26 protein-coding genes, 3 pseudogenes and 1 riboswitch are annotated in these 25,356 nt (G+C 74.8%); of the genes and pseudogenes, 16 read left to right on the forward strand and 13 right to left on the reverse strand.

Annotated features, from left to right (window positions below; translation table 11 throughout):
• Positions 1-329: 329 nt before the first annotated feature.
• A complete protein-coding gene (locus ACFUEL_RS10500; protein ID WP_380235685.1) occupies positions 330-1,469 on the reverse strand; it encodes an FAD-dependent oxidoreductase in 1,140 nt (379 codons plus the stop codon).
• A 145-nt stretch (positions 1,470-1,614) separates the two neighbouring features.
• On the opposite strand from ACFUEL_RS10500, the gene ACFUEL_RS10505 reads away from it, so the two are divergent.
• The 4 genes from ACFUEL_RS10505 (at position 1,615) to ACFUEL_RS10520 (ending at position 5,039) form a co-directional block, all read left to right on the forward strand.
• On the forward strand, positions 1,615-2,232 hold the full coding sequence (locus ACFUEL_RS10505; protein ID WP_380235686.1) for a TetR/AcrR family transcriptional regulator: 618 nt from the start codon (positions 1,615-1,617) through the stop codon (positions 2,230-2,232).
• A gap of 102 nt (positions 2,233-2,334) precedes the next feature.
• Positions 2,335-3,597 (forward strand): sensor histidine kinase, encoded by a 1,263-nt coding sequence (locus ACFUEL_RS10510; RefSeq protein ID WP_380235708.1) that lies wholly within the window; start codon positions 2,335-2,337, stop codon positions 3,595-3,597.
• Positions 3,585-4,235, forward strand: coding sequence for a response regulator (locus ACFUEL_RS10515; protein ID WP_380235687.1), 651 nt, complete (start codon positions 3,585-3,587; stop codon positions 4,233-4,235). Before ACFUEL_RS10510 ends, ACFUEL_RS10515 begins: the two co-directional genes overlap by 13 nt.
• Positions 4,236-4,547: 312 nt before the next feature.
• Positions 4,548-5,039, forward strand: coding sequence for a tyrosine protein phosphatase (locus tag ACFUEL_RS10520; RefSeq protein WP_380235688.1), 492 nt, complete (start codon positions 4,548-4,550; stop codon positions 5,037-5,039).
• 263 nt (positions 5,040-5,302) lie between these two features.
• On the opposite strand, the gene ACFUEL_RS10525 is transcribed toward ACFUEL_RS10520, so the two are convergent.
• From ACFUEL_RS10525 to ACFUEL_RS10555, 7 genes are all read right to left on the reverse strand, one after another.
• Positions 5,303-5,908: a hypothetical protein gene (locus ACFUEL_RS10525; RefSeq protein WP_380235689.1), complete on the reverse strand. Its 606-nt coding sequence runs from the start codon at positions 5,906-5,908 to the stop codon at positions 5,303-5,305.
• Positions 5,909-6,035: 127 nt separating this feature from the next.
• Positions 6,036-7,592, reverse strand: coding sequence for an MDR family MFS transporter (locus ACFUEL_RS10530; RefSeq protein WP_380235690.1), 1,557 nt, complete (start codon positions 7,590-7,592; stop codon positions 6,036-6,038).
• Between the two features lie 102 nt (positions 7,593-7,694).
• Positions 7,695-8,306: a hypothetical protein gene (locus ACFUEL_RS10535; RefSeq protein WP_380235691.1), complete on the reverse strand. Its 612-nt coding sequence runs from the start codon at positions 8,304-8,306 to the stop codon at positions 7,695-7,697.
• A 25-nt stretch (positions 8,307-8,331) separates the two neighbouring features.
• Entirely contained in the window at positions 8,332-9,081 is a 750-nt protein-coding gene (locus ACFUEL_RS10540; protein WP_380235692.1) for a 2OG-Fe(II) oxygenase, read from the reverse strand.
• A 386-nt stretch (positions 9,082-9,467) separates the two neighbouring features.
• Positions 9,468-10,061, reverse strand: a complete 594-nt coding sequence (locus tag ACFUEL_RS10545; protein WP_380235693.1) for a hypothetical protein — start codon at positions 10,059-10,061, stop codon at positions 9,468-9,470.
• 15 nt (positions 10,062-10,076) lie between these two features.
• Positions 10,077-11,243, reverse strand: a complete 1,167-nt coding sequence (locus tag ACFUEL_RS10550; protein ID WP_380235694.1) for a phosphoribosylaminoimidazolecarboxamide formyltransferase — start codon at positions 11,241-11,243, stop codon at positions 10,077-10,079.
• Positions 11,244-11,280: 37 nt separating this feature from the next.
• Positions 11,281-11,370: riboswitch (ZMP/ZTP riboswitch) on the reverse strand.
• Positions 11,371-11,441: 71 nt separating this feature from the next.
• On the reverse strand, positions 11,442-11,591 hold the full coding sequence (locus tag ACFUEL_RS10555; protein ID WP_380235695.1) for a hypothetical protein: 150 nt from the start codon (positions 11,589-11,591) through the stop codon (positions 11,442-11,444).
• An 83-nt stretch (positions 11,592-11,674) separates the two neighbouring features.
• Between ACFUEL_RS10555 and ACFUEL_RS10560 the strand changes: the two are divergent.
• Positions 11,675-11,788: pseudogene (locus tag ACFUEL_RS10560) on the forward strand (zinc-binding dehydrogenase); the annotation flags it as partial.
• Positions 11,789-11,907: 119 nt separating this feature from the next.
• Here ACFUEL_RS10560 and ACFUEL_RS10565 read toward each other — a convergent pair.
• Entirely contained in the window at positions 11,908-12,381 is a 474-nt protein-coding gene (locus tag ACFUEL_RS10565) for a nuclear transport factor 2 family protein (protein ID WP_380235697.1), read from the reverse strand.
• 463 nt (positions 12,382-12,844) lie between these two features.
• Between ACFUEL_RS10565 and ACFUEL_RS10570 the strand changes: the two genes are divergently transcribed.
• Positions 12,845-13,543, forward strand: coding sequence for a hypothetical protein (locus ACFUEL_RS10570; protein WP_380235709.1), 699 nt, complete (start codon positions 12,845-12,847; stop codon positions 13,541-13,543).
• Between the two features lie 3 nt (positions 13,544-13,546).
• Here ACFUEL_RS10570 and ACFUEL_RS10575 read toward each other — a convergent pair whose 3' ends face one another.
• Together ACFUEL_RS10575 and ACFUEL_RS10580 are read right to left on the reverse strand one after the other, a co-directional pair.
• Positions 13,547-13,858 carry a hypothetical protein gene (locus ACFUEL_RS10575; protein ID WP_380235698.1) on the reverse strand — a complete coding sequence of 104 codons (312 nt, stop codon included), beginning with the start codon at positions 13,856-13,858 and terminating at the stop codon, positions 13,547-13,549.
• Positions 13,859-13,896: 38 nt separating this feature from the next.
• The gene (locus ACFUEL_RS10580; protein ID WP_380235699.1) at positions 13,897-14,733 is read right to left on the reverse strand and encodes a hypothetical protein; all 837 of its coding nucleotides are present in this window, start codon (positions 14,731-14,733) and stop codon (positions 13,897-13,899) included.
• A gap of 564 nt (positions 14,734-15,297) precedes the next feature.
• On the opposite strand from ACFUEL_RS10580, the gene ACFUEL_RS10585 reads away from it, so the two are divergent.
• Positions 15,298-15,975: a hypothetical protein gene (locus ACFUEL_RS10585; protein ID WP_380235710.1), complete on the forward strand. Its 678-nt coding sequence runs from the start codon at positions 15,298-15,300 to the stop codon at positions 15,973-15,975.
• Positions 15,976-16,259: 284 nt separating this feature from the next.
• Entirely contained in the window at positions 16,260-16,502 is a 243-nt protein-coding gene (locus ACFUEL_RS10590; protein ID WP_380235711.1) for a hypothetical protein, read from the forward strand.
• Here the strand turns inward: ACFUEL_RS10590 and ACFUEL_RS10595 are convergent.
• A pseudogene (locus tag ACFUEL_RS10595) lies at positions 16,442-16,762 on the reverse strand (hypothetical protein); the annotation flags it as partial. The gene ACFUEL_RS10590 and the pseudogene ACFUEL_RS10595 sit on opposite strands and share 61 nt — an antisense overlap.
• Before the next feature lie 238 nt (positions 16,763-17,000).
• Between ACFUEL_RS10595 and ACFUEL_RS10600 the strand changes: the two are divergent.
• The 4 genes and pseudogenes from ACFUEL_RS10600 to ACFUEL_RS10615 form a co-directional block, all read left to right on the forward strand.
• The gene (locus ACFUEL_RS10600; protein WP_380235700.1) at positions 17,001-17,285 is read left to right on the forward strand and encodes a hypothetical protein; all 285 of its coding nucleotides are present in this window, start codon (positions 17,001-17,003) and stop codon (positions 17,283-17,285) included.
• A 148-nt stretch (positions 17,286-17,433) separates the two neighbouring features.
• Entirely contained in the window at positions 17,434-17,670 is a 237-nt protein-coding gene (locus ACFUEL_RS10605) for a hypothetical protein (RefSeq protein ID WP_380235701.1), read from the forward strand.
• Positions 17,667-17,804, forward strand: coding sequence for a hypothetical protein (locus tag ACFUEL_RS10610; RefSeq protein ID WP_380235702.1), 138 nt, complete (start codon positions 17,667-17,669; stop codon positions 17,802-17,804). Before ACFUEL_RS10605 ends, ACFUEL_RS10610 begins: the two co-directional genes overlap by 4 nt.
• Before the next feature lies 1 nt (position 17,805).
• Positions 17,806-18,003: pseudogene (locus ACFUEL_RS10615) on the forward strand (amidase); the annotation flags it as partial.
• Between the two features lie 120 nt (positions 18,004-18,123).
• On the opposite strand, the gene ACFUEL_RS10620 reads toward ACFUEL_RS10615, so the two are convergent.
• Complete coding sequence (locus ACFUEL_RS10620; protein WP_380235703.1) at positions 18,124-20,166, reverse strand: sigma-70 family RNA polymerase sigma factor; 2,043 nt, start codon at positions 20,164-20,166, stop codon at positions 18,124-18,126.
• Positions 20,167-20,375: 209 nt separating this feature from the next.
• Between ACFUEL_RS10620 and ACFUEL_RS10625 the strand changes: the two genes are divergently transcribed.
• The 4 genes from ACFUEL_RS10625 to ACFUEL_RS10640 all read left to right on the forward strand — a co-directional run.
• Positions 20,376-20,564, forward strand: a complete 189-nt coding sequence (locus ACFUEL_RS10625; RefSeq protein ID WP_380235704.1) for a hypothetical protein — start codon at positions 20,376-20,378, stop codon at positions 20,562-20,564.
• A 264-nt stretch (positions 20,565-20,828) separates the two neighbouring features.
• A complete protein-coding gene (locus tag ACFUEL_RS10630) occupies positions 20,829-21,824 on the forward strand; it encodes a hypothetical protein (protein WP_380235705.1) in 996 nt (331 codons plus the stop codon).
• A 257-nt stretch (positions 21,825-22,081) separates the two neighbouring features.
• Entirely contained in the window at positions 22,082-23,707 is a 1,626-nt protein-coding gene (locus tag ACFUEL_RS10635; protein WP_380235706.1) for an ABC-F family ATP-binding cassette domain-containing protein, read from the forward strand.
• On the forward strand, positions 23,704-25,356 hold a 1,653-nt coding region (locus ACFUEL_RS10640), incomplete at its 3' end, for an ABC-F family ATP-binding cassette domain-containing protein (RefSeq protein WP_380235707.1). The genes ACFUEL_RS10635 and ACFUEL_RS10640, both read left to right, overlap by 4 nt.

The following is a 25,356-nucleotide window of genomic DNA, read 5'->3' on the forward strand; positions in this document are numbered from 1 at the left end:
CTTCTCCCCGGCCCCCTCACCCACCGACCGGGCGGGAGGGGACCCGCGGGGCCGATCCGCGTCCGTCGGCTTCGACATCGACATCGACCGGCCGGTGCCGATCCACCGGATCCGCCGGATCTGCCGGATCCGCGAGGAGATCGACGCCGTCATCAGCGCGGTGGAGGCGGTCGGCCGGCGCTGCGCGGGCGTCGAGCCGTTCCTCGCCCCGACGGAGCCCGATGGAGCCCGCTGGAGCCCGCTGGAGGCCGTCGCCGTCCGGGCCCGAACTCTCCGCCCCTCCCCTCCCTCCCCTCCCCCCTCTCCTCCCCCGCTCCCGCTCCCGCCGCTCACTGCGGGAGCGCGCCCGGCCGGTAGTCGTACAGCCAGTCCGTGGACCGGGTGTACACCCGGGTGAACACCAGCGGCATCACCGCCTCCCGGACCAGGGAGGCCAGCGGGCCGGCGGTCTTGGCGTTCCGGTTGGCGGCCGCCGTACGGGCCAGCTTCCCGGCCCGGTCGGCGCGCTCGCGGTCGAAGGCGGCCAGCGCGGCGGGCCGGTCCGGCTCGGCGTGCAGGGCGCGGGCCAGGGCGATCGCGTCCTCCAGCGCCATGGACGCGCCCTGCCCGGCGCCCACCGGGTGCGCGGCGTCGCCGACCAGCACGCACCGTCCGTCCTGGCGGCGCGGCACCGGCGGCAGGACGTGGAACAGCGTCGCCGCGTCGATCCGCTCCGTCGCGCCGAGGATCCGCCGGGGCGCCGCCTCGGCCGCGAACACCTCGGCCAACTCCTCGGCGCCGAGCCTGATCTCGGCCGGTGCGACGGGGTCGGCGATCTGCGCGGACCACCACACGGTGCCGTCCGGTGCGGGCAGGTGCGCGAACGCCCCGCGCCGCCCGAAGGTCATGTTGAACGTCCGCCCGGGGCCGGCCTCCGGCACGCCGCGCGCGATGCCCGCGACGCCGTACAGCCCCGCGTACGCGGGCCGCGGCCCGGCCGGGTCGAGCATCCGCCGGACGGTCGAGCGCAGCCCGTCCGCGCCGACCACCAGGTCGGCCCCGGCCACCGCCTCGTCGGCCGGGCCGTCCGCCGCCCCCTCGCCCGGCGCGGCCAGCCGTTCGCCGACCACGATCCGCGCGCCGAGCCGGACCGCCTCGGCGCGCAGCGCCGCCACCAGGTCGGCCCGCATCAGCGTGACGCTGCGCAGCGGGTCGTCCGCCGAGCGGCCGCGCGGGACGTCGCCCAGCCGCTTGCCGCGCCCGGACCACATCAGCTGCCGGTCCACCTCGAAGCCCGCCGCCCGCACGGCCTCCAGGCAGCCCAGCGACTCCAGCGCCCGCAGGCCGTTGACGGCCAGGCTCAGGAACGCCCCGACCGGCCCCGCCGGGTCCGGGTACGCCTCGTACACCGTCACCTCGGCGCCGATCCGGCGCAGCGCGATCGCGCTCGCCGCACCGGCCACGCCCGCGCCGATCACTACGGCCCTCATGTGCCACCCCTCACTGAATCCTCGTTCAATGAATCCTTATTCACTGAACCGGCCGTCAGTATGATGTCCGCACGAGCAGTGGGTCAAGGCCCGACCGGAACGGGCCGGGGCGGGACGGAACCAGGGACGAGGGAGGCCGGACGCGATGAGCGTGCGCAGGGCGCAGGCGGCGGAGACCAGGGCGGCACTGCTGGAGGCCGCCCGGCAGCAGTTCGTCGAACGCGGCTACCTCAACACCAAGATCACCGACATCACCGCGGCCGCCGGCCGGGCCACCGGCTCGTTCTACGCGCACTTCGCCGACAAGGACGAACTGCTGCGGGCCCTGCTCGAGGACGTCCGCGCCCAGGCCCGCGAACAGGTGGTCGCCGAGGTCCACCCGCGCGACCACGACCTCAGCGACCGGGCCCAACTGCACGCCCACCTCGGCGCGTCCTGGCAGGCGATGCGCGACCACCTGCCGGTCGCCGTCGCCCTCTTCGAGTCGATCGTCGCCGCCGGCCCCCGCTCCGGCCGGGCCTGGCAGCGCCTCACCGACGACACCGACGTCCTGCGCGACCACCTCGCGTACCTCGCCGAACAGGGCCGCCCCCTCCCCGGCGACCCCGCCCTGCTCGCCCCCGCGATGGGCGCGATGCTCTCCCTGCTCTCCTACGCCCTGCTCACCGTCGAGCACCCCGCCCACGACGACGCCGAAGTCGTCGACACCCTCACCGACCTCCTCCTCCACGGCCTCGCCGGCCGCCCCCCGCACACCCCCTGACCACCCCGCGCCCCCGGCAGGGGGGTGGTGCTGGGTTCACCATGAAGTCGGGTGCGGGCTTCATGGTGCGGCCCCGGGGCGGTGTCCTACCGTCGGAGCGTGATGATTCGACCCGGGCCGAGGCGCCCGGCACTTCGGGCCCGGCGGGCGCGGCGCGACGCCGGCTTCCTGGCCGCCGGCGTCCTGCCGCACCTGGCCCTGGTGCCGGTGTGGAGCTGGGCCGCGACGTTCACCGCCAAGACCGGGCACTGGAGACCGGCCCTGCTGGTGGCGGCCGTCCTGGTCGTGCTCGGCGCCCCGCTGCTGACGGCCGTCCAGCGGCTGCGCCACCGCGCCTTCCTCGGGGTGGACGTGGCGCCCGCGGCACCCGCCCCCGGGCCGTGGTCGTGGGCGGTCGCGGCCCGGCGGGCGGCCCGCCGGCTGTCCTCGGCGCAGACCTGGCGCCGGGTCGGCTACCACCTGCTGCTCGGCCCGCTGCTGGCCGTCGCGGAGCTGCTGGTGCTGACCGCCGCCGCCGCGGGCCTGGCCGGCGCCACCGCCTACGGCTGGGCCTGGTCGGTGCCCGCGCCGGGCCGCCGGAACTGGCTCGGGTACGCGACGCAACTGCCGTGCTACACGCTGGCCGGGCTGCTCCTGCTGGCCGCCCTGCCCTGGCTGGCGGGCGCGACCGCCCGGGGCGAGTCGCGCGCGGCCGCGGCCCTGCTCGGCCCCAGCCGCTCCCAGCGGCTCCAGCAGCGGGTCGAGCACCTGGCGGAGAGCCGCACCGGCCTGATCGAGGCGGTCGACGCGGAACGCCGCCGAATAGAGCGCGACCTGCACGACGGCACCCAGCAACGGCTGGTCTCGCTCGCCGTCAACCTCGGCCTGGTCCTGGCCACCACTCCCGACCTGCCCGACGGGGCCCGCGCGGCGATCGGCGAAGCCCACCTGGAGGCCAAGCAGGCCATCGCCGAACTCAACGACCTGGTACGGGGGCTGCACCCCGCCGTGCTGGAGGACCGCGGGCTGGACGCGGCGCTGTCCGGCCTGGCCGCCCGGCTCCCCCTGCCGGTGCGCCTGCGGGTCGACCTCGACGAACGGGTGCCGCCCGGCGTGGAGTCGGTGGCCTACTTCGTGGTCTCCGAGGCGCTGGCCAACGTCACCAAGCACGCCGGGGCGACCCGCACCGAGGTGACGGTGGAGCAGGTCGGTTCGGTGCTGCGGGTGAACGTCACGGACGACGGGCTCGGCGGCGCCGACCCCTCCGCCGGGACGGGGCTGAGCGGGCTGGCCAAACGGGTCGGCTCGGTCGACGGCGCCTTCCGCGTCAGCAGCCCCGTGGGCGGGCCCACCACCGTGACCGCGGAGCTGCCGTGCGCGCGGTGATCGCCGAGGACTCGGTGCTGCTCCGGGTCGGCCTGGTCAAGGTGCTGGAGATGGGCGGCTTCCAGGTCGTCGCCGAAGTCGGCGACGCGCCCGCCCTGCTGGCGGCGGTCGAGCAGCACCGGCCCGAACTCGCCCTGGTCGACGTCCGGATGCCGCCCGCCTTCACCGACGAGGGGGTGCGCGCCGCCCTGGAGATCCGCCGCAGCCGGCCCGGGACGGCGGTGGTGCTGCTCTCCCAGTACGTCGAGGAGCGCTACGCGGCCGACCTGCTGTCCGCCGACACCAGCGGCGTCGGCTACCTGCTCAAACAGCGCGTCGCCGACGTCACGGAGTTCGTGGAGACGGTCCGCCGGGTCGCCGGGGGCGGCACCGCACTGGACCCGCAGGTCGTCGCCCAACTGCTGCTTCGCCGCAGCAGCGACCCACTGGAACGGCTGACCCCGCGCGAACGGGACGTGCTGGCCCTGATGGCGGAGGGGCACTCCAACACCGGCATCGCGGGCGCCCTGACGGTCGGTGAGAGCGCGGTCGCCAAACACATCAACAACATCTTCGCCAAACTCGACCTCCCGGCCGCCGACACCGGCCACCGCCGCGTCCTGGCCGTGCTGCGCTTCCTCGGCACCTCCCGGGCCTGAACAACGGGCCTGAACAACGGGCCGGGCGCGGAGGGACCGGACGTGAAGGGGCCGGACGTGAAGGGGCCGGGCCCGCTCCCGCGTCCGGCGGGTGGTGCTAACCTCGGTGCACCGCCCGCCGCCGCACCGCGCCCGTCCCTTCGCGCGTGCCCGTCCGGCCGGCCGTTCCCCGCTGCCGACGCCCCGGTCCGCTGTCCTGCCGACCGCCGGGCCCGCAGCGCAGCGCAGCACACCACAGCGCACCCCACCGCACCGGCCGTCGCCCTCCCGCGCGGCCGAACGCCCTTGCCCCGCCAGGAGGTCGGCCCCGTCATGCGTCCCACCCTGTTCACGATCGACCGGTCCGGCCCCGGCCGGATCAGCACCATGGCCCGGCCGCGCGGCGGCGACTGGCTCGCGGAGGAACTGGCGGCGCTGGCCGCCCTCGGGGTGAGCGAGCTGGTCAGCGCGCTCACCCCGGCCGAGTGCGCCGAACTCGGGTTGGCGGCGGAGCCGGCCCTCGCCCGCGCCGCCGGGCTGCGCTTCACCGCCGTCCCGATCCCGGACCGCACCGTCCCCGTCCCGTCCGAAGTCCTGCCGGTGCTGGACGGGTTGGCCCGGCGGCTGGCCGCGGGCGACCACCTGGTGGTGCACTGCCGCGCCGGGATCGGCCGCTCCTCGCTGCTGGCGGCCGCCGTCCTCGTCCGCTCCGGCGCGGACCCGGACGACAGCTGGGCCCGGATCGCCCGAGCCCGCGGCCTGGCCGTACCCGACACCCCCGAACAGCGTGCCTGGACCGACCTCCTCCCCCGCGGGGCGCTCTGACACCCCGGCACGCTCCGACCGCCGGTTTCGCCGGGACCGCGCTCCCGGCGGGGCCGCTCCTCGATCCGGCGGTGGAGGGCCGCCTGCGCCGCTTCCGGGTCGTACGGGGGCGCGGGGCCGGCGGGGGCGCGGGGCGGGCAGGGGGCACGGAATCGGCGGGGGCACCGCCGGAGACGCCACCGGGTGCTGCCCCGCGGAGGAGGCATCGGCGGTCGCCGCTCGGGGCCGGTGCCCGGGGCCTCCCACCCGGCGCCCGGATCCTCCTACCCGCCGGCCGGGTTCCCGGTCTCCGCGCGCAGGTCACGGATCGGGAAGGCCACCGGCGAAGGGCTCGCCCCGCACTCCGGGCCGTGCAGTTCCTCCGGGAGCAGCGTCCGGGCGATGGCCGCTTCGGGGCCGGTGCACACCGTCGGGTCGAGGTGGAAGGCGGTCCGGGTGCCGGTGGGTTCGGAGGTGGCGAACTCCTCCCGGGCGCCCGTGGCCGTCGTCCCGACCAGCTCCTGGCGGTGGCCCCGGCCGTCGAGCCTCACCTCCACGACCGTGCGGACGCTGAGGGCCGCAGCCGCCGCCGGCACCTGCCTGTCCCGGTCGAGGAGGGAGCCGAAGAACCCGGGGAGGGGGTTCCCCCACCCGTCGACGGCGCGGGGCCGATCGTCCTCCACCGTGAAGTCCGGGTCCGATCCGATCTGCACGCCGATCCGGCCGTGCGTGCCGTCGCGGTGGTGCAGCGCGTCCCACACCGCCTGCTGGAGGATCTCGGTCAGCAGTCCGGGGCTGCCCCGGCCGACCCGGAAGTACCGCGCCGGGCAGGCCCGCGTCCACTCCTCGAAGGTGACCGATCGGCTCCGGTCGGTCGTGTGACGCTCCACGCGCCCGACCGTCGCACTCGGTACGGACACGCCCCGGCGCCCGCCCCCCACCGCCTGTACTCCCGCCCCGGCGTTCACCGGGGTGGGAGCAGGACCGCCGGGGTGGGAGCGGTACGGAGCCGACGGTTCAGGCTCCGGTGCCGGTGCCGGAGCCGGAGCCGCGCTCCGGGCCGGGCAGGAAGAGCGCGGCGACCGCGCCCAGCGCGCATATGCCGAGCGTCCACCAGAACGTGGTTCCGAAGGCGGCCGTCAGGGGCGCCGCGAGGTCGGGCGAGGTGGCCGCCGAGGCGTTGCCGCCGCCCGCGCCGAGCCGGTCGGCGATCTGCCGCTGGACCACCACCGCGAGCAGGGCGGTGCCCGCCGACCCGCCGAGTTGGATGGCGGCGATCAGGGCGGCGGCGGCCCGGCCGGTGTTCTCCGGTGTCACCGCGCCGAAGCCGGCGGCCAGTGCCGGGGCCAGCGTGGCGCCGAGGCCGATGCCCCGGACCAGCAGCGAGACGACGAGCAGCGTGGTGTCCTGGCCCGGGTCGGCCTGGGTGTAGGCGAAGGTGCCGAGCACCGAGACCACCATGCCGGCCAGGACGACCGTGCGCGGTCCGAACCGGGCCGTGAGCCGACCCACCATCGGCAGGACCAGGACGGTGCCGACTCCCTGGGGTGCCAGCAGCAGCCCGGAGTCCCAGGCACTGTGGCCGCCAGCCTGCTGGAAGAACAGCGGCAGTAGGAACATCGCGCCGTAGACCGAGGCGCCGAACAGGAAGGCGCCCGCGACCGAGGCGCCGAACCGGCCGGTGGTGAACAGCCGGACGTCGATCAGCGGGACGGCGGTGGTGCGCAGGGCGTGCACGGCGTACCCGGCGACCATGACGGCGCCGATCAGCAGCGGCAGCAGGACGGCGGCCGAGCCGGTGCCGCCGCTGTCCGCGATCCGGGAGAACCCGAGCAGCAGTCCGGCGAGGCCCGGCGGCAGCAGGGCCAGGCCGATGACGTCGAGCCGGGAGCCGGCCCGCTCGGATCGCGGCGGGTCGGCGGGCAGCACGACGTGCGCCATCACGGCGCAGAGCAGGCCGAGCGGCACGTTGAACCAGAACAGCCACTGCCAGCTCAGGTGGTCGACGAGCAGGCCGCCGACCATCGGGCCGAAGACCGGGGCCAGCGTGATCGGGATCTGGACCATGCTCATGACCGTGGTGGCCCGCTTCGGGCCCGCCGCGGTGGCCAGCACGGTCAGCATGATCGGCTCGAACATGGCTGCGCCGAAGCCCTGGACCACCCGGGCGCCGATCAGCACGCCGACCGAGGGCGCGAGCGCGGCCGCCACGCAGCCGACGGTGTAGACCGCCAGGGCGGCCTGCCACAGCGTCTTGGCCCCGAAGCGCTCCATGGCCCAGCCCGCCGCCGGGATGGCCACGGCCAGCGCCAGCAGGTAACCGGTGCTGACCCACTGGACGGTGGAGAGCGGGCTGGAGAACTCCTCGGACAGCCTGCCCATGCCGACCGCGACGATCGTCGTGCTCAACAGGGCGAGGACGGCGCCCAGGGCCAGCGTGGCGCCCAGCGCGAGCAGGCCGGGCGGCCCGGCGTCGGCGATGTCGATATCAATGTCGGTGTCAATGTCGGTGTCGACATCGCCGTGGATGTCAACGTCGGTGTCGGGCAAGGTGGTTGCCCCGATCTCTTCCATTTCCGTCTTTCCGTGTTCTCGTCGTCGCCGGCCGCGCCGCGGCCGACCTTCTCGGGTGGTGCGCGTCGACCCCCGGGCCCGCACGGTCCGGGGCGGCCCGGTTCAGCCCAGGTCGGCCCGGTTCAGCCCGGGTCGGCCCGACGGTTCGTGACGGGTGATCAGGCCGCCTGCGAGGCACCAGCCACCGCCGTCGGCGGACGCGCCGCGCAGGCCGTCCAGGATGTCGGCGACCGCCGGTCCGACGGCCGCGGCGTCCCCGATCGAGGCGAAGGCGAACGTCCGGTCCGGGCGCCAGTCAGTGCTGTGCAGCAGGCGCCGGCTCAGCTGCCCCCAACCCCGCGCGGCGCCGGCCACGACCCAGGCGTCCGGCGCTCCCGCCGTCAGGCGCCGGGCCTGTCGCAGCCAGGAGGCGGCGTCCTCGGGCCAGTCGACGACGGCGAGAACGGCGCCGTGCGCGGGTTGCCACGCCTCGACGAAGGCGCGGGCGGCCGCGCGGGACGCGTCGTCACGGCCGTGGCCGACGGCGACCGACCGGATCGGCGGCCGGTCCGGCGACCGGGCCTCGGTCAACATGGTTATCAGGCAGGCGAGTTCGGCCTCGGTGTGGACGTTCGGCGGCGTCGGCGGCCACCCGTCCGGACGACGGATCAGCGGCGAGCGCGAACCCGAACCCGAACCCGAACCCGAACGCCCGCGCCCTTCGGTCGGTCCCACGTCACTCCCTCGCACCGTTACGCCGTCATGCGGCATCGTGGAAGACCAGGCCGAGCGTGCGCCGGGTGCCCGAGCGCACCGTGCTGACGCCGTGCCGGACCGGTGCCGCGGACCAGCCCCGGGGCGAACGGGCCGAGCGGACCGGGCGGTCCCGGGTGGTGAACACCAGGGCGTGGCCCTGTCGCAGGACGGTGGAGGCGCCGCGGGACTGGGCGCGCGGACGCTGCTCGACCAGCAGGAACTCGCCGCCCGTGTAGTCGCGGTCGGCCGCGTCCAGGCCGATCACGACCTGCAGCGGGAAGACCAGGTCCCCGTAGAGGTCGCGGTGCAGCGCGTTCCAGTCGCCGGCGCCGTAGCGCAGCAGGATCGGGGTGGGCTTGTCCTGCCCGGCCTCGCGGCACATGGTCAGCCACTGCGCCAGCGTGTCCGGCCAGGGCGCGGGCCGGCCCAGCTTGGCGGCCCAGTCGCGGGCGATGGGAAGCAGCTTCGGATAGAAGGCGTCCCGCAGGGTGCTCACCAACTCCGGGAGCGGGTGGTCGAAGTAGCGGTACTGTCCGGAGCCGAAGCGGTACCGGGCCATGTCGACGGTGGAGCGGAAGTGCCCGGTCTCCTCGTACAGCCCGGCGACCGCGCGGCACTGCGCCGGGGTCAGGACGCGCGGGGTGGACGCGCAGCCGTACTCGTTCAACTCCTCGGCCAGGGCGGGCCAGTCGACCCCGGCAACCAGTTCGTGCACGGTGGATTCGGGGCGGGTCGTGCTACTGGTGATGGTCATGCTTCCTCCGGTGTGCTGTCCGGCGCCGTCGGCGGGCTGCCGGTGGTGGGCCGCCGTCCGGGCGGTGGGGCGCGCCCGCTCAGGCGGCCCGGCGGGCTCCCTCGCGGCGGAACCGGTGCCGGTCGCACCCCTGGCCGCCGGCCTCGCCGGTCGGCGGGCGGCGGTCGGTCGTCGGATCGGCGCTCATCGGCCGGCCGCTCTCCGCGCGTTCGTCAAACGTCCTCACACGCACCAGCCTTCGCCATCCGGCAGGTGGTGTCCGGCGGAATTCGGACGTCGCATGTACCCGGCTCACCGGCCCGCCGACCCGCCGATCGACCGCCACCCGCCGCCCCGCGCACTCCGAAGCACCTCGTCGCACCATCGCCGACGCCCGACCCCGCGCGTCAGGCCCGCTCCAGCTCCGCCAGCGCGGCCGCGAGCAGGTCCGGCGGCGCCGCGCCGGACGGTGCCGCGCGCAGGGCGCGGGCGGCGTCCGGTCGCAGGCGGGGGTCGTACAGACCGCTGACCAGGATCAGGTTGACGGCGCAGCAGCGGGCGGCGGCGTCCGCGCCCTGCCGCAGGCACGTGGCGTAGGCGTCGAACCCGCGGGAGACCTCCGCCCGGAGCCCGTCCCGCGCCGCACCGCAGCCGCCGTCACCGTCGCTGTAGTAGTCGCCCCCCGAGGACATCAGTACCAGCAGTTCCAGCGCCTGCCCGTACGCGTAGCCCCGGAGCGCGCCGGGCCCCGGCCCGAGGCCCTGGACGAGGCAGCGGGCGGCGGCGGGGGCACACGGGGCGGGGGCCTCGGGGGCGTTGGTCTCCCGTTGGATCCGCTGGACGGCCAGGTCGACGGCAGCCCCGGCGGCGGCCTCGACGTCGACCCCCGCGGCGCCCCCCGCGGCGGACAGGTCGTACAGGGCCGCGCGCAGGGCGAGCGCGGGCTCGCCGAAGGCGTTGGGCAGTGCGGCCCAGTCGTGCCGGTCGATCTCGGCGCGCATCGGAACCCCCGGTGGTCAGTGGTGGAACAGGCGCAGGCCGGTGCGGACCAGGGTGATGCCGTGTTCGGCGCAGGCGGTCTCGACCTCGGCGGAGCGTACCGAGCCGCCGGGCTCGGCAATCGCGGTGACGCCGTGGCGGCGGGCGTGGTCGACGTTGTCGCGGAACGGCAGGCAGCCGTCGGAGACGAACGCGACGCCGTCCAACCGGGCGGCCCAGTCGGCGCGTTCCTCGGGGCCGAGTTCGTCGGGGACGTCGCCGCCGCCGTTCAGGGCGGCGGCGAAGCGGGTGCGCTCGTCGGGGGTGAGGTCGCCCTCCAGGTAGCGGATCTGCCAGTTGATCCGGTCCTGGCGGCGGATCCCGGGGCGGAAGTCGAGGGCCCGAACGGCGGGGTGGCGGCGCAGCCACCAGGTGTCGGTCTTGGCGCCGGCCAGCCGGGTGCAGTCGACCCGGGACTGCTGTCCGGCGCCGATGCCGAGGGCGGCGCCGTCGCGCAGGTAGCAGACCGAGTTGGACTGGGTGCGACGCAGCACGGCGAGGCCGAACAGCAGGTCGTCGGCGGTGGCGGGGGTGAGGGTGCCGGTGCGGACGTCGGCGAGCAGGGCGCGGGTGAGCGGGGTGGTGTCGGTGTCCTGGACCAGGCGCAGGCCGTGCACCTCGCGGGTCTCGACGGGGGGCGGGGTGTGGCGGGGGTCGGCCTCCAGGACGAGGTAGCGGCCGTTCTTCTTCCGGCTCAGCACGTTGAGGGCGCCGGGCGCGTAGCCGGGGGCGACGATGCCGTCGGAGACCACCCGGGCGAGCAGGTCGGCGAGTTCGGCGTCGACCTCGTGCGAGACGGCGACGAGGTCGCCGTAGGAGGACTTCGGGTCGGCGTCGCGGGCCCGCAGGTAGGCGGAGGTGAGCGGGCCGACGGCGGCCGGGTCGAGGGCGTACGGTTCGGCGGTGGCCGGGTCGACCGGTCCGGCGAGGGCGGCGCCGGCCGGGGAGACGTGCTTGAAGGAGGCGGCGGCGGGGCGGCCGAACAGGGCGGCGGCCTCGCTGACGAGCTGCCAGGCGTTCAGCGCGTCCAGCAGGTTGACGTACGAGGGCTGTCCGTTGAGCAGGCGCAGCGGCAGGTCGGTGCCGGGCGGCGGTTCGATCCGGGCGCGGGTGTTCTGCGGGTTGATTCCGTACCGAAGGTCCATGGTGGTGGCCCCCTCCGTGAAGTCGCGTGTCGGCTTCGGAGGACACCCAGGCGGACGGTGCCGGTCCCGTGCTGTGCGGCGCCGCTCCCCGGTGGTGCTCCACCTCTCGCCAGTCGCGACGGCGCCGATGCTAGCAGGGCCGGTCCGGGCCCGTTGACCCGCTGGCGGGCCCGGCCGGGCCCGTTCACCGCCCGCCGTTCACTTGGCCGGGACCGCGTCGGTGATCACGGCGAAGAGGGGGTCGGCGAACGGGACGAACGAGCCGTGGTCACCGAGCCAGGCGAGGGCGGCCTGGGTGGCCCCGGCGGCCTGGGCGCGGGCGCGGAGGCGGGTGCCGACCGCGCGCACGGTGACGCAGGAGGTGTGCAGCGCGGAGTCGGGTCCGCGATCGCGGCTGCCAACTTGCTTGACTCGGCCGCCCGTTCGACGCTGGCACCCTCCACGTCGCCGTCGACAGCGCCTTCCCGCTCGCCGACGCCCGCAAGGCGTACGAACGGGCCGCCCGCGGGCACCTCAGGGGCAAGGTCGTGCTCACCGCCGCGTGAGGGGCGCCCGCCCGTGAACACCGCAACGAGAAACACATCCCCTGCGACGACAGGAGCACCTCGACGACCGCTGCCCGCTGCGCAAGGGCCAGACCAGCCGGTGACGGGGGCCGGGGCCGTCAGCCCCGGGCCGCGGCGGCCGCCATCATCCGCTTCAGGTAGCTGACGTCCCGTTCGAAGCTGAACTCCCGCAGCACGGTGGCCCAGTGGCCGTCCGCCCAGCGCCAAACAAAGGTGTATCGGGCCGGGACGCCCTGCTCGCAGCGGTACATCACCACGGTGCCCTGGTCGCCGTGCCGGGTGGTGGCCAGGAAGCGGACGTCCCCGGTGTCCTGGCCGATGCTCTCGCCCTGCGCGGCCAGGGCGCGGAAGCGCGCCATGAAGTGGGCCTTGGTCAGCCGCACCACCTGGCCGGCCTCGTCGATCCGGAGGTTCTCGAACTCCTCGTCGTACAGCGCCTCCAGGGCCGGCAGGTCCATCGCCGTGCCCGCCGCCAGGTACTCCCGCATCCGCGCGACCAGCGACTCGTCCAGCACCTCGTCCGACGTCGCGTCCGGTGTCGCGTCCGACGTCGTGTCCAGCACCGTGTCCATGGTTTCCTCCGCCTCTCCCGCCGGTGCGTCCCGGCCTCGGTGACAACCTTCGCGACACGCACCGTCAGATCGCTGTCAGTCTGCTGTCGCCGCACCCTCGGAAGAAGGTCGGCAATCCGTCAACTCACTTGAGCCACACAGTGTTCAGTGCCCCCGTCCGAGCGTCGCGTACGGTCCCGCCATGGAGAAGTGGACCTATGCCACCGCCGGGGAACTCATCACGGCGCTGCACGCCGGGGACGTCACCTCGGTGGAACTGGCCGAGGGCGCCCCCGCCCACTTCTGCGGCGTCCACGTACACAAGCCGACCCCGCTCCTGCTGCCCGACCTCGCGGAGGCCGCCGAGCTGTACCGGGGTCGATACTGGTGGGCTCGCGTATTCAACCGTCGCGAGTCGGCCCACCTCGTTCCGGCATGGCTACTGAGTGTGACGGCCTTGGGGGAGATCCTGGGTGTCAGGGGCATCCGGTTGGATGAGCACGTGACTGTCCATGACGTAGCTCGCCGGCTCCCTTCCATCGCTGACCTGCGGAACCTGTGCCGCTCACTGGCGATGCTCGATGCGATCTTGAGCCCGGACTGGGAGGGCCGGTACTACTCCTTCAACGCCGGCTGGGCCGAGGGCGAGGAGATGGCGTCGATGCGCAACGGCTCGGGGGACGAGTACTCCATCGTGTTCTCGGCGGCCGGGGCCTACATCCGTGGCTTCGACCACGAAGCACCGATGAGCCCGTACGGCAACGACGGCGAGCCCTGGCCGGGAGTGATCGACGAGGTGCCGGAAGCCTTCAGACCCTTCGTCGCGGAGCCCGCGTTCACCGATGAGGACGACGTGCCCGTCGTGACGGCCTGTCTGTGGCGGGAGGCGGCGGACGATCGGTGGCGGCACGGCGTGATCGACTTCCCCGCCGGGTGGTCCGACCCCGATGGGGCGGCGGGTCTGTTCGAGCTCCTGGTCGACCGTTCGCCGGAGGCGTTCCAGCGCTTCGCCGAGGACTACTACGAGGTTTCCGTGGACCTGGAAGCGGTGCGCGATGTGTATGCCTTGCGACCGCTGAGCCATGAGCTCGTGTCATCGCTGAACCCGGCGGTCACCCTCGTAGACCTGGCCGAGGACATCGCCGAGATCGGCTACCCGCAGCCGCTCCGGGACGCGACTTGAGCTTCAACCGTCGGTGAGTGGACGGGGAGTCCGGCCCGCCGGTGACCGGGTGTGGTCGCCTGCGGCGTATCGGCTCCAGGCTCCGCCGTTCTCCCGGGGGAGTCGGCTGGTGGTCCTGTCGTGGTGGCCGGGGGCGTCCGCGACGGCGGGGGCGGGCAGTTCGAGGAGTTGCTGTCGGACGGCGGCGCCGCGGGCTGCGGCGACCGGGACGCCGATCTCGCCCAGGAGTGCGGACAGGTGGTCGGGGCGGGCTGGTTGGCCGGCTCGGCGGCCGGGGAAGAGCCGGCGGGACGCCTGGTTGGTGGCGGTGTTCATGTTGCCGCAGTTCGCGATGTACGCCAGCAGCAGGGCCGCTACCGGTGCGGGGAGGGGCGAGGCGGGTTTCCCGAGCCGCAGAAGCGTGGCCTCTCCGTCGGGAGCACGTCGTCGCCCGTCAACCGGACGATCCGGGTGAGGGGTTGCGCGTGGAGGATGACGATGACGCCGGCGACGCGGAGGCGCTTCGGTGCGTCCGTGCCGGTCAGCAGCCGGCCGGGTGCGGCCAGGCGTTCGTCCTCGCTCGGGGCGGGCCGCCGGGAGATCCTCTGTGCGGGGACGGAGAGGGAGCGTGGGCATCGGCGGCTCCGCAAGGCCCGGTTGAGGGAGGGCCTCAGGCAGGTGCGGCCGCGTTCGGTGTTCTCGGCGGACCAGGCGTCGATGTCGAGCCGGCCCAGGGACGCGAGGGTACTGTTCCGGGCGACCTCGTCGTCGCAGTGCTCGAAGAACGCGTGCAGCTCGGCCTCGGTGAACGCCCCCTTCTTCGCGTCGGCCTCGTTGTCCTGGACGTGCACCGCGGTGTTCCACTCGTGCACGACCTGGACCGGGTGGGTGCCGAACCGCTCCTCGCAGGTGGCCGCCCAGGCGTAGGGCGGGTCGGTGACGAAGTGGCAGAACGCCCGGACGGCCTCCGAGTAGGACCGGATCGTGGAACGGAGCAGGTCCCGCCGCGAGCGCAGGTCGCCGAGCCACTCGTCGGCCATCGCCGGCGTCCAGTGCCACGGGTGGGCATTCACGTACGCGGCGAACGCCTTGACCGTGTTCTTCCGGCCCTCCACCGTCGTCCGGGCCGGATTCCGCGCGAGCTGCTGGTTGGCGAACCCGGTCAGCATCGCGGTGAAGACCTGTTCCTCCGGCCGCAGCAGCGCCAACACCCGTGGTCAGCGTGCTGATCGGTGCCGTTGCCCACGACGATTCGCGAACCGTCGCGAGTTCGCGTCGGATGCAATCGGCGGCGCTTGTAGCAGCGGTGCAGCCGTTGGCGCCAAGGGATGATCTTGAAGTCCGGCACGTGGTCCGACTTCCGCCTTCCCAGCGGCCGGCCGCTCGATCGGCCGAGAGCCGCGTCAGCGCGGCAGGCCGCAGCCGTCGCCGACGCGGCAGCCGTTGCCGGTATGCTGCCGGGGCAGGCGGCCACGACCGCCGACCGCCGAAGGGGGCGTCCGCCACGCAGGAGTCCTCGTTGGTAGGCCAAGCCGTCCTTCGACGCATCGTGCACTCGAACCCGCCTGCCTTCAGAGCGGCGTCTGCGTGGGGTACGCCGCTGTACGGAGTCAGACATGCCTACGAGTCGGCCTCGGAAGTCGCGGAAGCGCGCGCGGGAGATCCGTGAGCAGAGCCGGGTCACCGGTACGCGGTACACCGAGGCAATGCGAGCGAACGACCGGGCCCGAGCCGGCGGCCAGCAGTCACCGCCGCGCCTCACCCCTACTCGCACCTTGCTGTTGCCCCTCGTCCAGGACGCCCTGCCCGAGCTGTACGAACTGGACTGGCTGCTCCTGAGGCTCCGAATGGACATGGTCTTGGACCATGAGGGGGTCCTGGTGGGTTACCGGGACCGCGGAGGGGTGCCGATCCCGGGCGCGCCGATCGAGGACGTCGAAGAGGCGTACTACCGGGTGCGCGACGCGCTGCCCAGGGGGACGGAGGAGTTCGCGGAGGGGACGGTGGATGAGATCCTCCCGCCCGCGCCCAACGTCCTGCTGCTGAAAGGCCCCGACGGTGGGGACGTGGTGTACCTGACCACCGTTGAGGTGGCTGAAGCGGACCTCGCGCTGCTCGCCGAGTTCGCCGACGCACTCGACCGCGCGGCCGGCCCGCGTCCCGGCCCGGAGTTCGAAGCGCTCACGGAGGCGCTGGGCGAAATCGGTCGAGTGCCCTACTACTCGTGGATGCCCGAGGGGGACGAGGCCACCGTCGCCCGCTGGGTACGGCAGGCGCTTTCGACAGTCCTGCACTCGCCCTTCGAGGGCCCGGGCGGCGCCGCCGACCGCGAGACGCTGTCCAACGTGCTGCGGTACGCCTGGGGCCGGGAGATCGTGGAAGTGGACCAGGACGAGGAGCAGGCAGCCTTGCGCGCGCTGGTGAGCATGATGCGCGCGGCGGGGTGGACCTGACGGGTCGGCCGGACCGGGGCAGCGCAACGCCGACCCGACCTCCGACTGCACGACCGTGGTGACCGCTACCCCGTGATCCCTGCGGTTCAGCACCAGAGCTCGGCGCGCTGGGCGACCAGGCGCTCGCGCAGCTCGATCTCCCCGGGGGTGAGCGGTTCGCCGGGGCGGAGGATGCGGGCGGGCTCGGGCCGCAGGGGCCGGTCGTCATCGGCCCGGGTGGCGGCTCGGCCTGCTCGGCTTCGGCAAGCGCGCGGTACACCGAGGCGACCGAGGGGTGCCTGCCGGTGTTCTTGCCGGTCTTGGTCTCCAGCCTCTCGGCGCTCTCCGGGACGGGCGCGCCCTTGTCCTTGAGGGCGATGGCCAAGGTGTGCACGTCGTCGTCGATCACCTTCGACCGGCCGCCGTGGTTGCCCTTCGCGGCGGCGCTCCGCCGGCCTTCCAGGGTCTTCTCCCGGATGTGGTTGCGCTCGATCCGGGCGGCGGCCGGGACGGCGAAGAACATCGAGCCCGTGCCGTCGGGGTCGTAGACGCCGCCGAGCGGGCCGGTGAGGAGTTCGAGCAGGATGCCGTGCCCCTGCAGGTCAGCCGACGGCTGCATCAGCTCGGCCGCGTTGCGGGCCAGTCGCTTCATCTCGTGGACGGTCAGGACGACCACCTGGTCCGGCAGTGCGGCGAGCACGGGGCCGACCGCTGCTGCCACGGCTTGCCCGGCCCCCGGTCGGCGGGGACCAGAGCCTCCAGATCCTCGCGGAGCTTGGGCACGAGGATGAAGCGCAGCGTGTGGCATTTCGCGGCGGTCTTGCCGCCCATCGTCCGACAGGGGCTGCCGGCGGGAGCTTCGCACTTCGGGCAATCGTGATGTTCTACCGCAGATGCCGCCTGATCGGACGTCAGATCCATGCCGGGATTCCCTCAGCAGCGTCTCGCAGAACGCCGGAGTGCGTTCGGTTTTCAATCTCCGCGAGATCTGTCAATCTCGCGGAGATCGTGAGATGCTGACGACAAGCCACCAATGAGGAGGGGACATGGCCAGCAGGCGCGTACTCAAGCTCACGTTCGAGTTCCACGTTCCGGAAGGACTGAACGCCAACATCCGCAGCGCCAGGGTCGACAGCGCGACCGACGAGATGATCGGCGCCATCAAGGGCATGACCCCGCAGGTCTTCCCCTGGGCCAAGGACCTGGTCGTCCACCGCGAGTGGGCCTACCGCTGGCTGGAGATGCAGCCGCAGACCCACACGTTCCCCACGACTGACAAGAACACCGCTTCACCGGCAGGCGAGACCGAGGACGACCAGGCCGCCGGCTGACGGGCTGGAACGCCGCAGGCGGCCCGTCCGGATACCCGGGTGGGCCGCCTGCTTTGCTGCACCGAAGGTCATCGGTCGCGGTTCCACCAGTCCACCCGTCAAGGTCGCCCTCGACATCGAGGGCCCGGAGTCCCTCCGGGACTGCACGGTGTACGAGGGGCTGACCAAGAAGCAGGAAGCGAAGCTGTCCCTGGCCGCGAACCGCGACCGCCGCGCGGTGAAGCCGTACGAGAACTTCGCGGTGGCGGTCACCGCTCAGGAGGTTGAGGCGGTCACGATCAACGCGGACGTGGAGAGCTGCGGTCTGCACGTGTCGAGCGGCACGTCGAAGAACGGAATCTCGGCGATCCAGGCGGCATGGTGCTGCGCGCGGTCGCCATCGTGATTCGCCGCGACTGGGACACGATCGACCTGCCCTCCCTGTCCCTGGCCCTCGAGCAGGAGCCGGTCGGCGTGTGGAAGGGCTCCGCGATCAAGGACACGGTCAGCGGCGGTGGCTCGCTGTCCCGCTCGATGTGACTTCGACCAGCTGGTCCGGGCCGGCCTGGCCACCATGCCGGGCCTCCCGGCCACCGCCGTCCCCACCGGCCCCTCCGCCGAGGGCCTGCCGGTCGGCGTCCGGCTGATCGGCCCGATGTACGAGGGCCGCACCCCGCTGCGGCTGGCCGAACTGCTGGAGGAGCGGCTCGGCGGCTTCCGCGCGCCCGTGCCCCGCTGAACGCCCGTGCCCCGCTGAACGCCCGTGCCCCGCTGAACGCCCGTGCCCCGCTGAGCGCCTGCGGCCGCCCGGAGATGCGGGGCGGCCGCAGCACGCGGCGCGGCGGCGGACGGCGGGTGCTCAGCGGGCGGCCTGGTAGGCGCGTCCGGCGGCGGTCGCGGTGGTGCCGTTGGTGAACAGGCCGCTGCTGGGCTTCGCCGGGTCCGCGCCGAGGCCGAACCAGGCGTAGCGCTGGAGGTAGGGCAGCGCGTCGAGCGCCTCGGTGGAGGCGGTGACGAAGGCGGCCTGCTGGTCGGCGGTCGGGAAGCGGGTGCCCTGGGAGAAGTCGATCAGGGCGTACTCGGTGAGCCAGATCGGCTTGTGGTAGCGCTGGTGCACCGCCTCCAGGTAGGAGGTGAGCTGCTGGACGGCCTGCGGGGTGCGGAAGTCGCCGCCGTACCAGTGCAGCGTGATGAAGTCGACCCGGTAGCCCCGGGCAGCGGCCCCGGACATGAACCGGTCCAGCCAGCCGCCGGGCGTGTCGGCGCCGTACGCGACGGCCGGGCTGCCGAGCGTCCGCCCGGCCTGCATCAGCTTCGGCCACAGGTCGAGCGCCTGGTCGACCGTCATGTTCGACTGGGCGGCCATGTCGGGCTCGTTGAAGCCGAGCAGGTAGGGGCCGTTGGCACGGGCCTGGGCGAGCGCGGTGTCGGTGACGGAGGACGCGCCCCAGATCATCGGGACGAAGGACGCCGAGGCGGGCGTGCTGATGCCGGGGTGCTGCGGCGCCCAGGTGTAGTACCAGCCGGCCCCGGAGGCGGCGAGCGCCTGGTCCACCCCGTCGAAGGACCACACGCCGACGCCCTTGCGCACGGAGGTGGCGGCCCCGGCCTGCGGCGCGGCGGCGGGCTGCTCCGGGACGGCGGGCTTCCCGGAGGCGGACGGCGCGGCCTGCCCGGACGGTGCGGACGGCGCGGCGGACGGGGACGGGGCCGGGGTGGACGGGGTGGGCGCGGGCTCGTCCGGGAGCGCCGGGGCCGCCGCGCCGGCGACCGCCGCGGACGGGACGGCGGTGGCGACGGCGCTCGCGGACGGGCCGTCGTGCCGACCGGGCCCCAGCTCGACCCCGACCAGAACGGCCACCGCCAGCAGCGCCACCGCCGCGCCACCGAGCACCGGCCGGGGCACCGACCGGAGCATCCGGGAGCGCACCCGTCGGTGGCCGGAGCGCCGACCGGCCCGGTGCCCGGCGGGCGAGGTCCCGGACGCCTCTCCGCCCGACCCTCCGGACGGCCCTGCGTCCCGTCCCCCGCCCGGCCCTGCGTCCCGACCCCCACCCGGCCCTGCGTCCCATCCCCCGGACGGCGCGGCAGAGTTCAGGGCGCCGAGGATCCGGGCCGGGTCGAGGGTCGGCGGGACGGCCAGCAGCGGCAGGCCGTACAGCAGCCGTTCGGCGGGCAGCAGTCCGTGCCGGGCCCCGGCGCAGCGTTCGCAGTCGCGCAGGTGCCGGGCCAGGCGCTTGCGCCACAGCGGGGCGGGTACGCCGTCCCAGCCGGTGGCGGCCCCGTTCAGGCCGGGGCAGCGCGGGTCGGCGGCCAGGGCGCGCACCACCAGCCGGGAGAGTTCCAGTTGTTTCTTCATCCGGCCGGTGCGGACGGCGGCGTGGCCGGAGCTGAGGCCGAGCGCGGAGACCAGGTCGGCCCGGTCGAGTTCGCCGGTCTCCGTGAGCCACCACAGGGCGAGCAGTTCGCGGTCGCCGGGGTCGAGCCAGCGGGTGGCCTCGGCGATCTCGCGGCGCTGTTCGGTGAGGCCCAGGCGCAGGACGGTCAGGCCCGCGAAGTCCAGCGCGGGGTCCGGTATCGCCTCGGCGTCCTCGAGCCGGGCGGACCGGTCGAGGGCGGCGGCCCGGTCCTGCTGGCGGGTGCGCACCTGCCGGACGGCGATGGCCACCAGCCAGGACCGGAAGGCGGCGGGATCCCGCAGGTCGGACAGTCCTCGGACCGCGCGCAACAGCGTCTCCTGTACGACGTCGTCGGTGTCGGCGTGGCCGTTCAGCGCCCGGCCGACGATGTTGTAGACCAGCGGGAGGCTCTCGGCCACCAGTTGTTCCAGCGCTCGCCGGTCGCCGGCCCGCGCGGCCGTCACCGTCCCGGCGTCGGGTCCACTGCGTCTGGTGTGCGGCATGGGCGTGTTCCTCCACGTGCGGGGCGGTGGCGTTCTCCGTCCACGGAGACCGTCCGCGGGTGCGCCCGCCAACAGAAATATCCGGTCCGGGGAGAATTTTCGGCCCGCGGTGAGATTTCTGTTATCCGGTGCGCCCGGCGGGGTCTCCGAGGTGACGCACAGGCAGGGGCGGCGCACGCGCACCCCGGGGAGCAGGAGGAACAGCCAGGATGGCACGCGGACACCGCCGCCCCGGCGCGGGGCCGGGGTCGAGGTCCCGGCGGCACCGCTGGTGGTACCTGGTGGCCTCGGTGCTGGTGACGGTCGGCACCGTCCTGGTCGCCTACCGCACCGGGCCGTCGCCGCACCCGGGGCCGACCCCGCCGGTGTCGCCCGCCCCGGCCGTCCGCGTCACCTGAGCCCGGCGGACGGGCGGCCCCCACCGTCCGTCCGCCTCCACCCCTGCCGGTCCGGGCCCACCCCGGCGCCCCCACCCGGACCGGCAGGGTGTCCGCCGGGCACCGCGCCCCTCCCCCCCTGCACGGGGCGCGGTGCCCGGCCCTTCCGCCTCCGCACACCGCACATCACGCGCCGCACGTCACGCGTCACGCGCCGCACACCGCACACCGCACACCGCACACCGCACGTCACACGCCGCACGTCACACGCTCTAGAGTCGTCCCGTGTCCAGGACCACTCCCCCGCGCCCGTTGGACGTCGAGGCGTTCTTCCCCGAACTCGCGGAGCACCGCGGCACCGCGACCCGGCTGCACCCCCGTCCGGGCGGGCCGACGGCGGCGGACAGTTCGGTGGGCGGGCCGCTGCGGTGGCCGGCGGACGAGCCGTGGCCGGTGTGCGGCGAGTTCCACGGTGTCGGGGAGGGGCGGCGCCCGGCGGACGTCCGGCGGCTGCGCCGCCTGCTGTCGGCCCTCGGCGACCGGCCGCGCACCGAGCGGGAGCTGGTGCTGATCGCGGAATTGGGCCGTCTGCACCGGATGCCGGACCCGTTGGCGCCCGTCCCGCTGATCGCCCTGGCGCAGCTGTACCGGCGCGACGTGCCGGACCTGCCGCCCGGACCGGACGGCTGCGACCTGCTGCAGGTGTTCTGGTGCCCGTTCGAGACGCACGGACCGGGCCGGTACGAGCGGGAGTTGGTGCTGCGCTGGCGGCGGTCGGCGGAGGTCGGCCGGGTGCTGGCGGCCGCGCCGGAGCCGCCGGTAGTCGGGTCGGAGCACCTGCTGCCGGAGCCGTGCGTGCTGCACCCCCAGCGGGTGGTCGTCCACCAGTTCGCCGGTCTGCTGCCGGAGGGGTTGTGCGCGCGGCTGGACGCCTGGGACGAGGCCAACGAGGCGGCGGCGCGGGCGGCCGGCACCCGGCCGGTCGACTACCAGGAGGACCTGTCGATCCCGCCGGGTTGGCGGGTCGGCGGTTTCGCGTCCTGGCACGCCACCGATCCGTACCCGGTGGACTGCCCGGTCTGCGGGACGGCGATGCGGCTGCTGCTGGTGATCGACAGCAGCGAGGCGGGCGGCGGGAGTTGGGCGCCGGTGGAGGACCGCGGCGGGCCGGTGGAGTGGAGTTCCTGCCCGACCTGGGTGCAGATCGGCGACCTGTGCGAGCTGAACGTCTTCGACTGCCCGGCCGATCCGGCGCACCCGCCCCGCTGGTGCATCCAGTAGTCCGGTCGGGTCGGCCTGTTACAGTCGGAGGGTGTGGAGCGGCGCAGCAGGTGCGCGCGCGAGGTGCGAAAGAGGGACAGCTGTGGCGGGTGACGACGACATCTCCGGATGAGACCCGGTTCTGACGGCCACCGGGCCGGCGCACAGGAGCGCTGCCGGAGTGGTCCGTTTTGTCGTCCCCTTTTCCACTTCCCTTCCGGGTAGCGGCAGTTCACTGTTCCTTCCCCGCTGCCCCCGGCATCCTCCGAGGTCTCGCCGTGTCCGACGTCGCCGTCGTCTGTTCCCACCTGTCCTTCTCCTGGCCGGACGACACTCCGGTCTTCCACGACCTGTCGTTCAGCCTGCCGCCGGGCCGCACCGGCCTGGTCGCGCCGAACGGCTCCGGCAAGTCCACCCTGCTGCGGTTGGTCGCCGGTGAACTGAAGCCCACCGCCGGGTCGTTGGCGGTCTCCGGCACGCTCGGGTACCTGCCGCAGAGCCTTCCGCTGACGGCGGGGCTGACCGTCGCCGAGGTGCTCGGCGTGGACGCGGTGATCCGGGCGCTGGACGCCGTCGAGTCGGGGGACGTCGCCGAGGAGCACTTCGCGGTGATCGGCGACGACTGGGACGTCGAGGAGCGCACCCGCGCCCAGCTCGACCGGCTGGGCCTGGGCGCCCTGGCGCTGGACCGCCGGCTGGGCACGCTCAGCGGCGGCCAGGTGGTCTCGCTCGGCCTGGCGGCCCAACTGCTGCGCCGCCCGGACGTGTTGCTGCTGGACGAGCCGACCAACAACCTGGACGTGGCGGCCCGGCACCGGCTGTACGAGGTGCTCTCCGAGTTCCGCGGCTCGCTGCTGCTGGTCAGCCACGACCGTGCGCTGCTCGACCGGATGGAGCGGATCGCCGAGCTGGACGGCGGCGAACTGCGGCTGTACGGGGGCGACTTCACCGCCTACCAGGAGGCGGTGCGGGCGGAGCGGGAGGTCGCCGAGCGCAACGTCCGCAGTGCCGAGCAGCACCTGAAGCGGGAGAAGCGCGAGTTGCAGCAGGCCCGGGAGCGGGCCGAGCGGCGGGCGGGCAACGCGGCGCGGAACCTGAAGAGCGCCGGCCTGCCGAAGATCTTCGCGGGCACCATGAAGCGCGGCGCGCAGGAGTCGGCGGGCCGCTCCGGCCAGGTGCACGCGGCCCGGGTGGACGAGGCGCGGGCCCGGCTGGACGAGGCGGGGCGGGCGGTGCGCGAGGAGCAGCGGTTGAGCCTGGAGCTGCCGGACACCCAGGTGCCGGCCGGGCGGACGCTGCTGCACGCCGCGGGCCTGCGCGCCGAGTTGGGCGGCGCGCCGGTGTTCGGGCCGGACGGGGTGGACCTGATCGTGCGCGGGCCGGAGCGGATCGCGCTGACCGGCGCGAACGGCGCCGGGAAGTCCACCCTGCTGCGCCTGATCAGCGGCGGACTCCCGCTGGCCGGGGGTGAGTTGCGGCACGGCGAGGGCCGGGTGGCGTACCTGTCGCAGCGGCTGGACCTGCTGGACGAGGAGCTGTCGGTGGCGGAGAACTTCGCCCGCTTCGCGCCGGAGCGGCCGGAGGCGGAGCGGATGAACCTGCTGGCCCGGTTCCTGTTCCGGGGCGCGGGCGCCCACCTGCCGGTGCGGGTGCTGTCGGGCGGCGAGCGGCTGCGGGCGACGCTGGCGTGCGTGCTGTGCGCGGAGCCGGCGCCGCAGTTGCTGCTGCTGGACGAGCCGACCAACAACCTGGACCTGGTGGGCGTGGGCCAGTTGGAGAGCGCGCTGAACGCCTACCGGGGCGCGTTCGTGGTGGTCAGCCACGACGAGCGGTTCCTGACGGAGATCGGGGTGGGGCGCCGGCTGCTGCTGGCGGACGGGCAGTTGACGGAGGTGGCGGCGTGAGCGCGCTGCTCGCGCAGGACGTGGTGCGCGTCCTGGGCGGCCGCCGGGTGCTGGACGGGGTGTCGCTGACGGCGGCTCCCGGCCGCCGGATCGGCCTGATCGGCGAGAACGGCTGCGGCAAGTCCACCCTGCTGCGGGTGCTGGCCGGGGTGGACGAGCCGGACGCCGGGAGTGTCACCCGGCCCGCCGATCTCGGCTTCCTGCACCAGGAGTTGCCGTTCGAGGCGGACGCGACGATCGCTTCGGTGCTGGCGGACGCGCTGCGCGAGGCCCGCGCCGACCTGGCCGAACTGGAGCTCCTGGGAGCCGAGTTGGCCGCCCTTCCGGACCAGCATCCGTCCCTGCCCGGCCGGTTGGAGCGGTACGGGCAGCTGCTGGAGCGGGTCGAGGCCGGTGGCGCCTGGGACGCCGACCGCCGGGCCGCGCTGGCCCTGGAGGGCCTGGGCCTGTCCGCGCTGGCTCCGGAGCGCGCCCTCGGTTCGCTCTCCGGCGGCCAGCGCGGCCGGCTGGCACTGGCCGCGCTGCTGGTGCGCCGCCCCTCGGCGGTGCTGCTGGACGAGCCGACCAACCACCTGGACGACGCCGCGGCCGCCTTCCTGGAGGCCCAACTGCCGTCCCTGCCGGGCGCGGTGGTGGTGGCCAGCCACGACCGGGCGTTCCTGGAGGCGGTCTGCACCGACCTGGTCGACCTGGATCCGGCGGCGGACGGCCCGGTGCGCTTCGGCGGCGGCTACCTGGCCTACCTGGCCGCGAAGCGGGCCGCCCGGGAGCGCTGGGAGCGCCGGTGGGCCGAGGAGCAGCAGGAGGTGGAGCGGCTGCGGCACTCGGCGGGGGTGACCGCGCACCGGGTGGCGCCGGACCGGGGGCGCACCGACAACGAGAAGATGGGGTACGGGCACCGGGCGGGCAGGGTGCAGCAGCAGGTCTCCCGCCGGGTGCGCGATGCCTCCCGCCGCCTGGCGGAGCTGGAGCGCGCCCGGGTGGCCGAGCCGCCCGTCCCGCTGCGGTTCGCCCCGCCCGCGCTGGTGGCGGACGGGGAGGCGGACGCGCCGGAGGAGGATCCCGGCCCGCTGCTGGCGCTGCGCGGGGTCGGCGTCCCCGGGCGGTTGGCCCCGCTCTCGCTGGAACTCGCCGACGGTGACCGGCTGTTGGTGACCGGCGGGAACGGGACGGGCAAGTCGACGCTGCTGGCGGTGCTGGCCGGCCGGCCGGCGGCGCAGGTGCGGACGGCGGGCGGGGCGGTGCACCGGCGGCCCGGCCTGACGGTGGGCCTGCTGGCGCAGGACACGGTGTTCGCCCGTCCGGAGCGCACCGCCCGCGCCACCTACGCGGGGGCGGTGGGCCCGGAGCGGGCGGAGCGGGTGCCGCTGTCGGCGCTCGGCCTGCTGGCGGCGGCCGACCTGGACCGCCCGGTGGGCGCCCTGTCGGTCGGCCAGCGCCGCCGCCTGGCGCTGGCCCTGCTGGTGGCGCGGCCGCCTCGGGTGCTGCTGCTGGACGAGCCGACCAACCACCTCTCGCCGCTGCTGTGCGACGAGTTGGAGGAGGCGATCGGTGCGGGCGGGCCGGGTGCGGTGGTGGTGGCGGGGCACGACCGCTGGCTGCGCCGCCGCTGGCGGGGCCGGGAGCTGGCGCTGGGCGGTGCGGAGCGC

It is taken from the genome of Kitasatospora sp. NPDC057198 (assembly GCF_042670125.1).
GTDB lineage: Bacteria > Actinomycetota > Actinomycetes > Streptomycetales > Streptomycetaceae > Kitasatospora.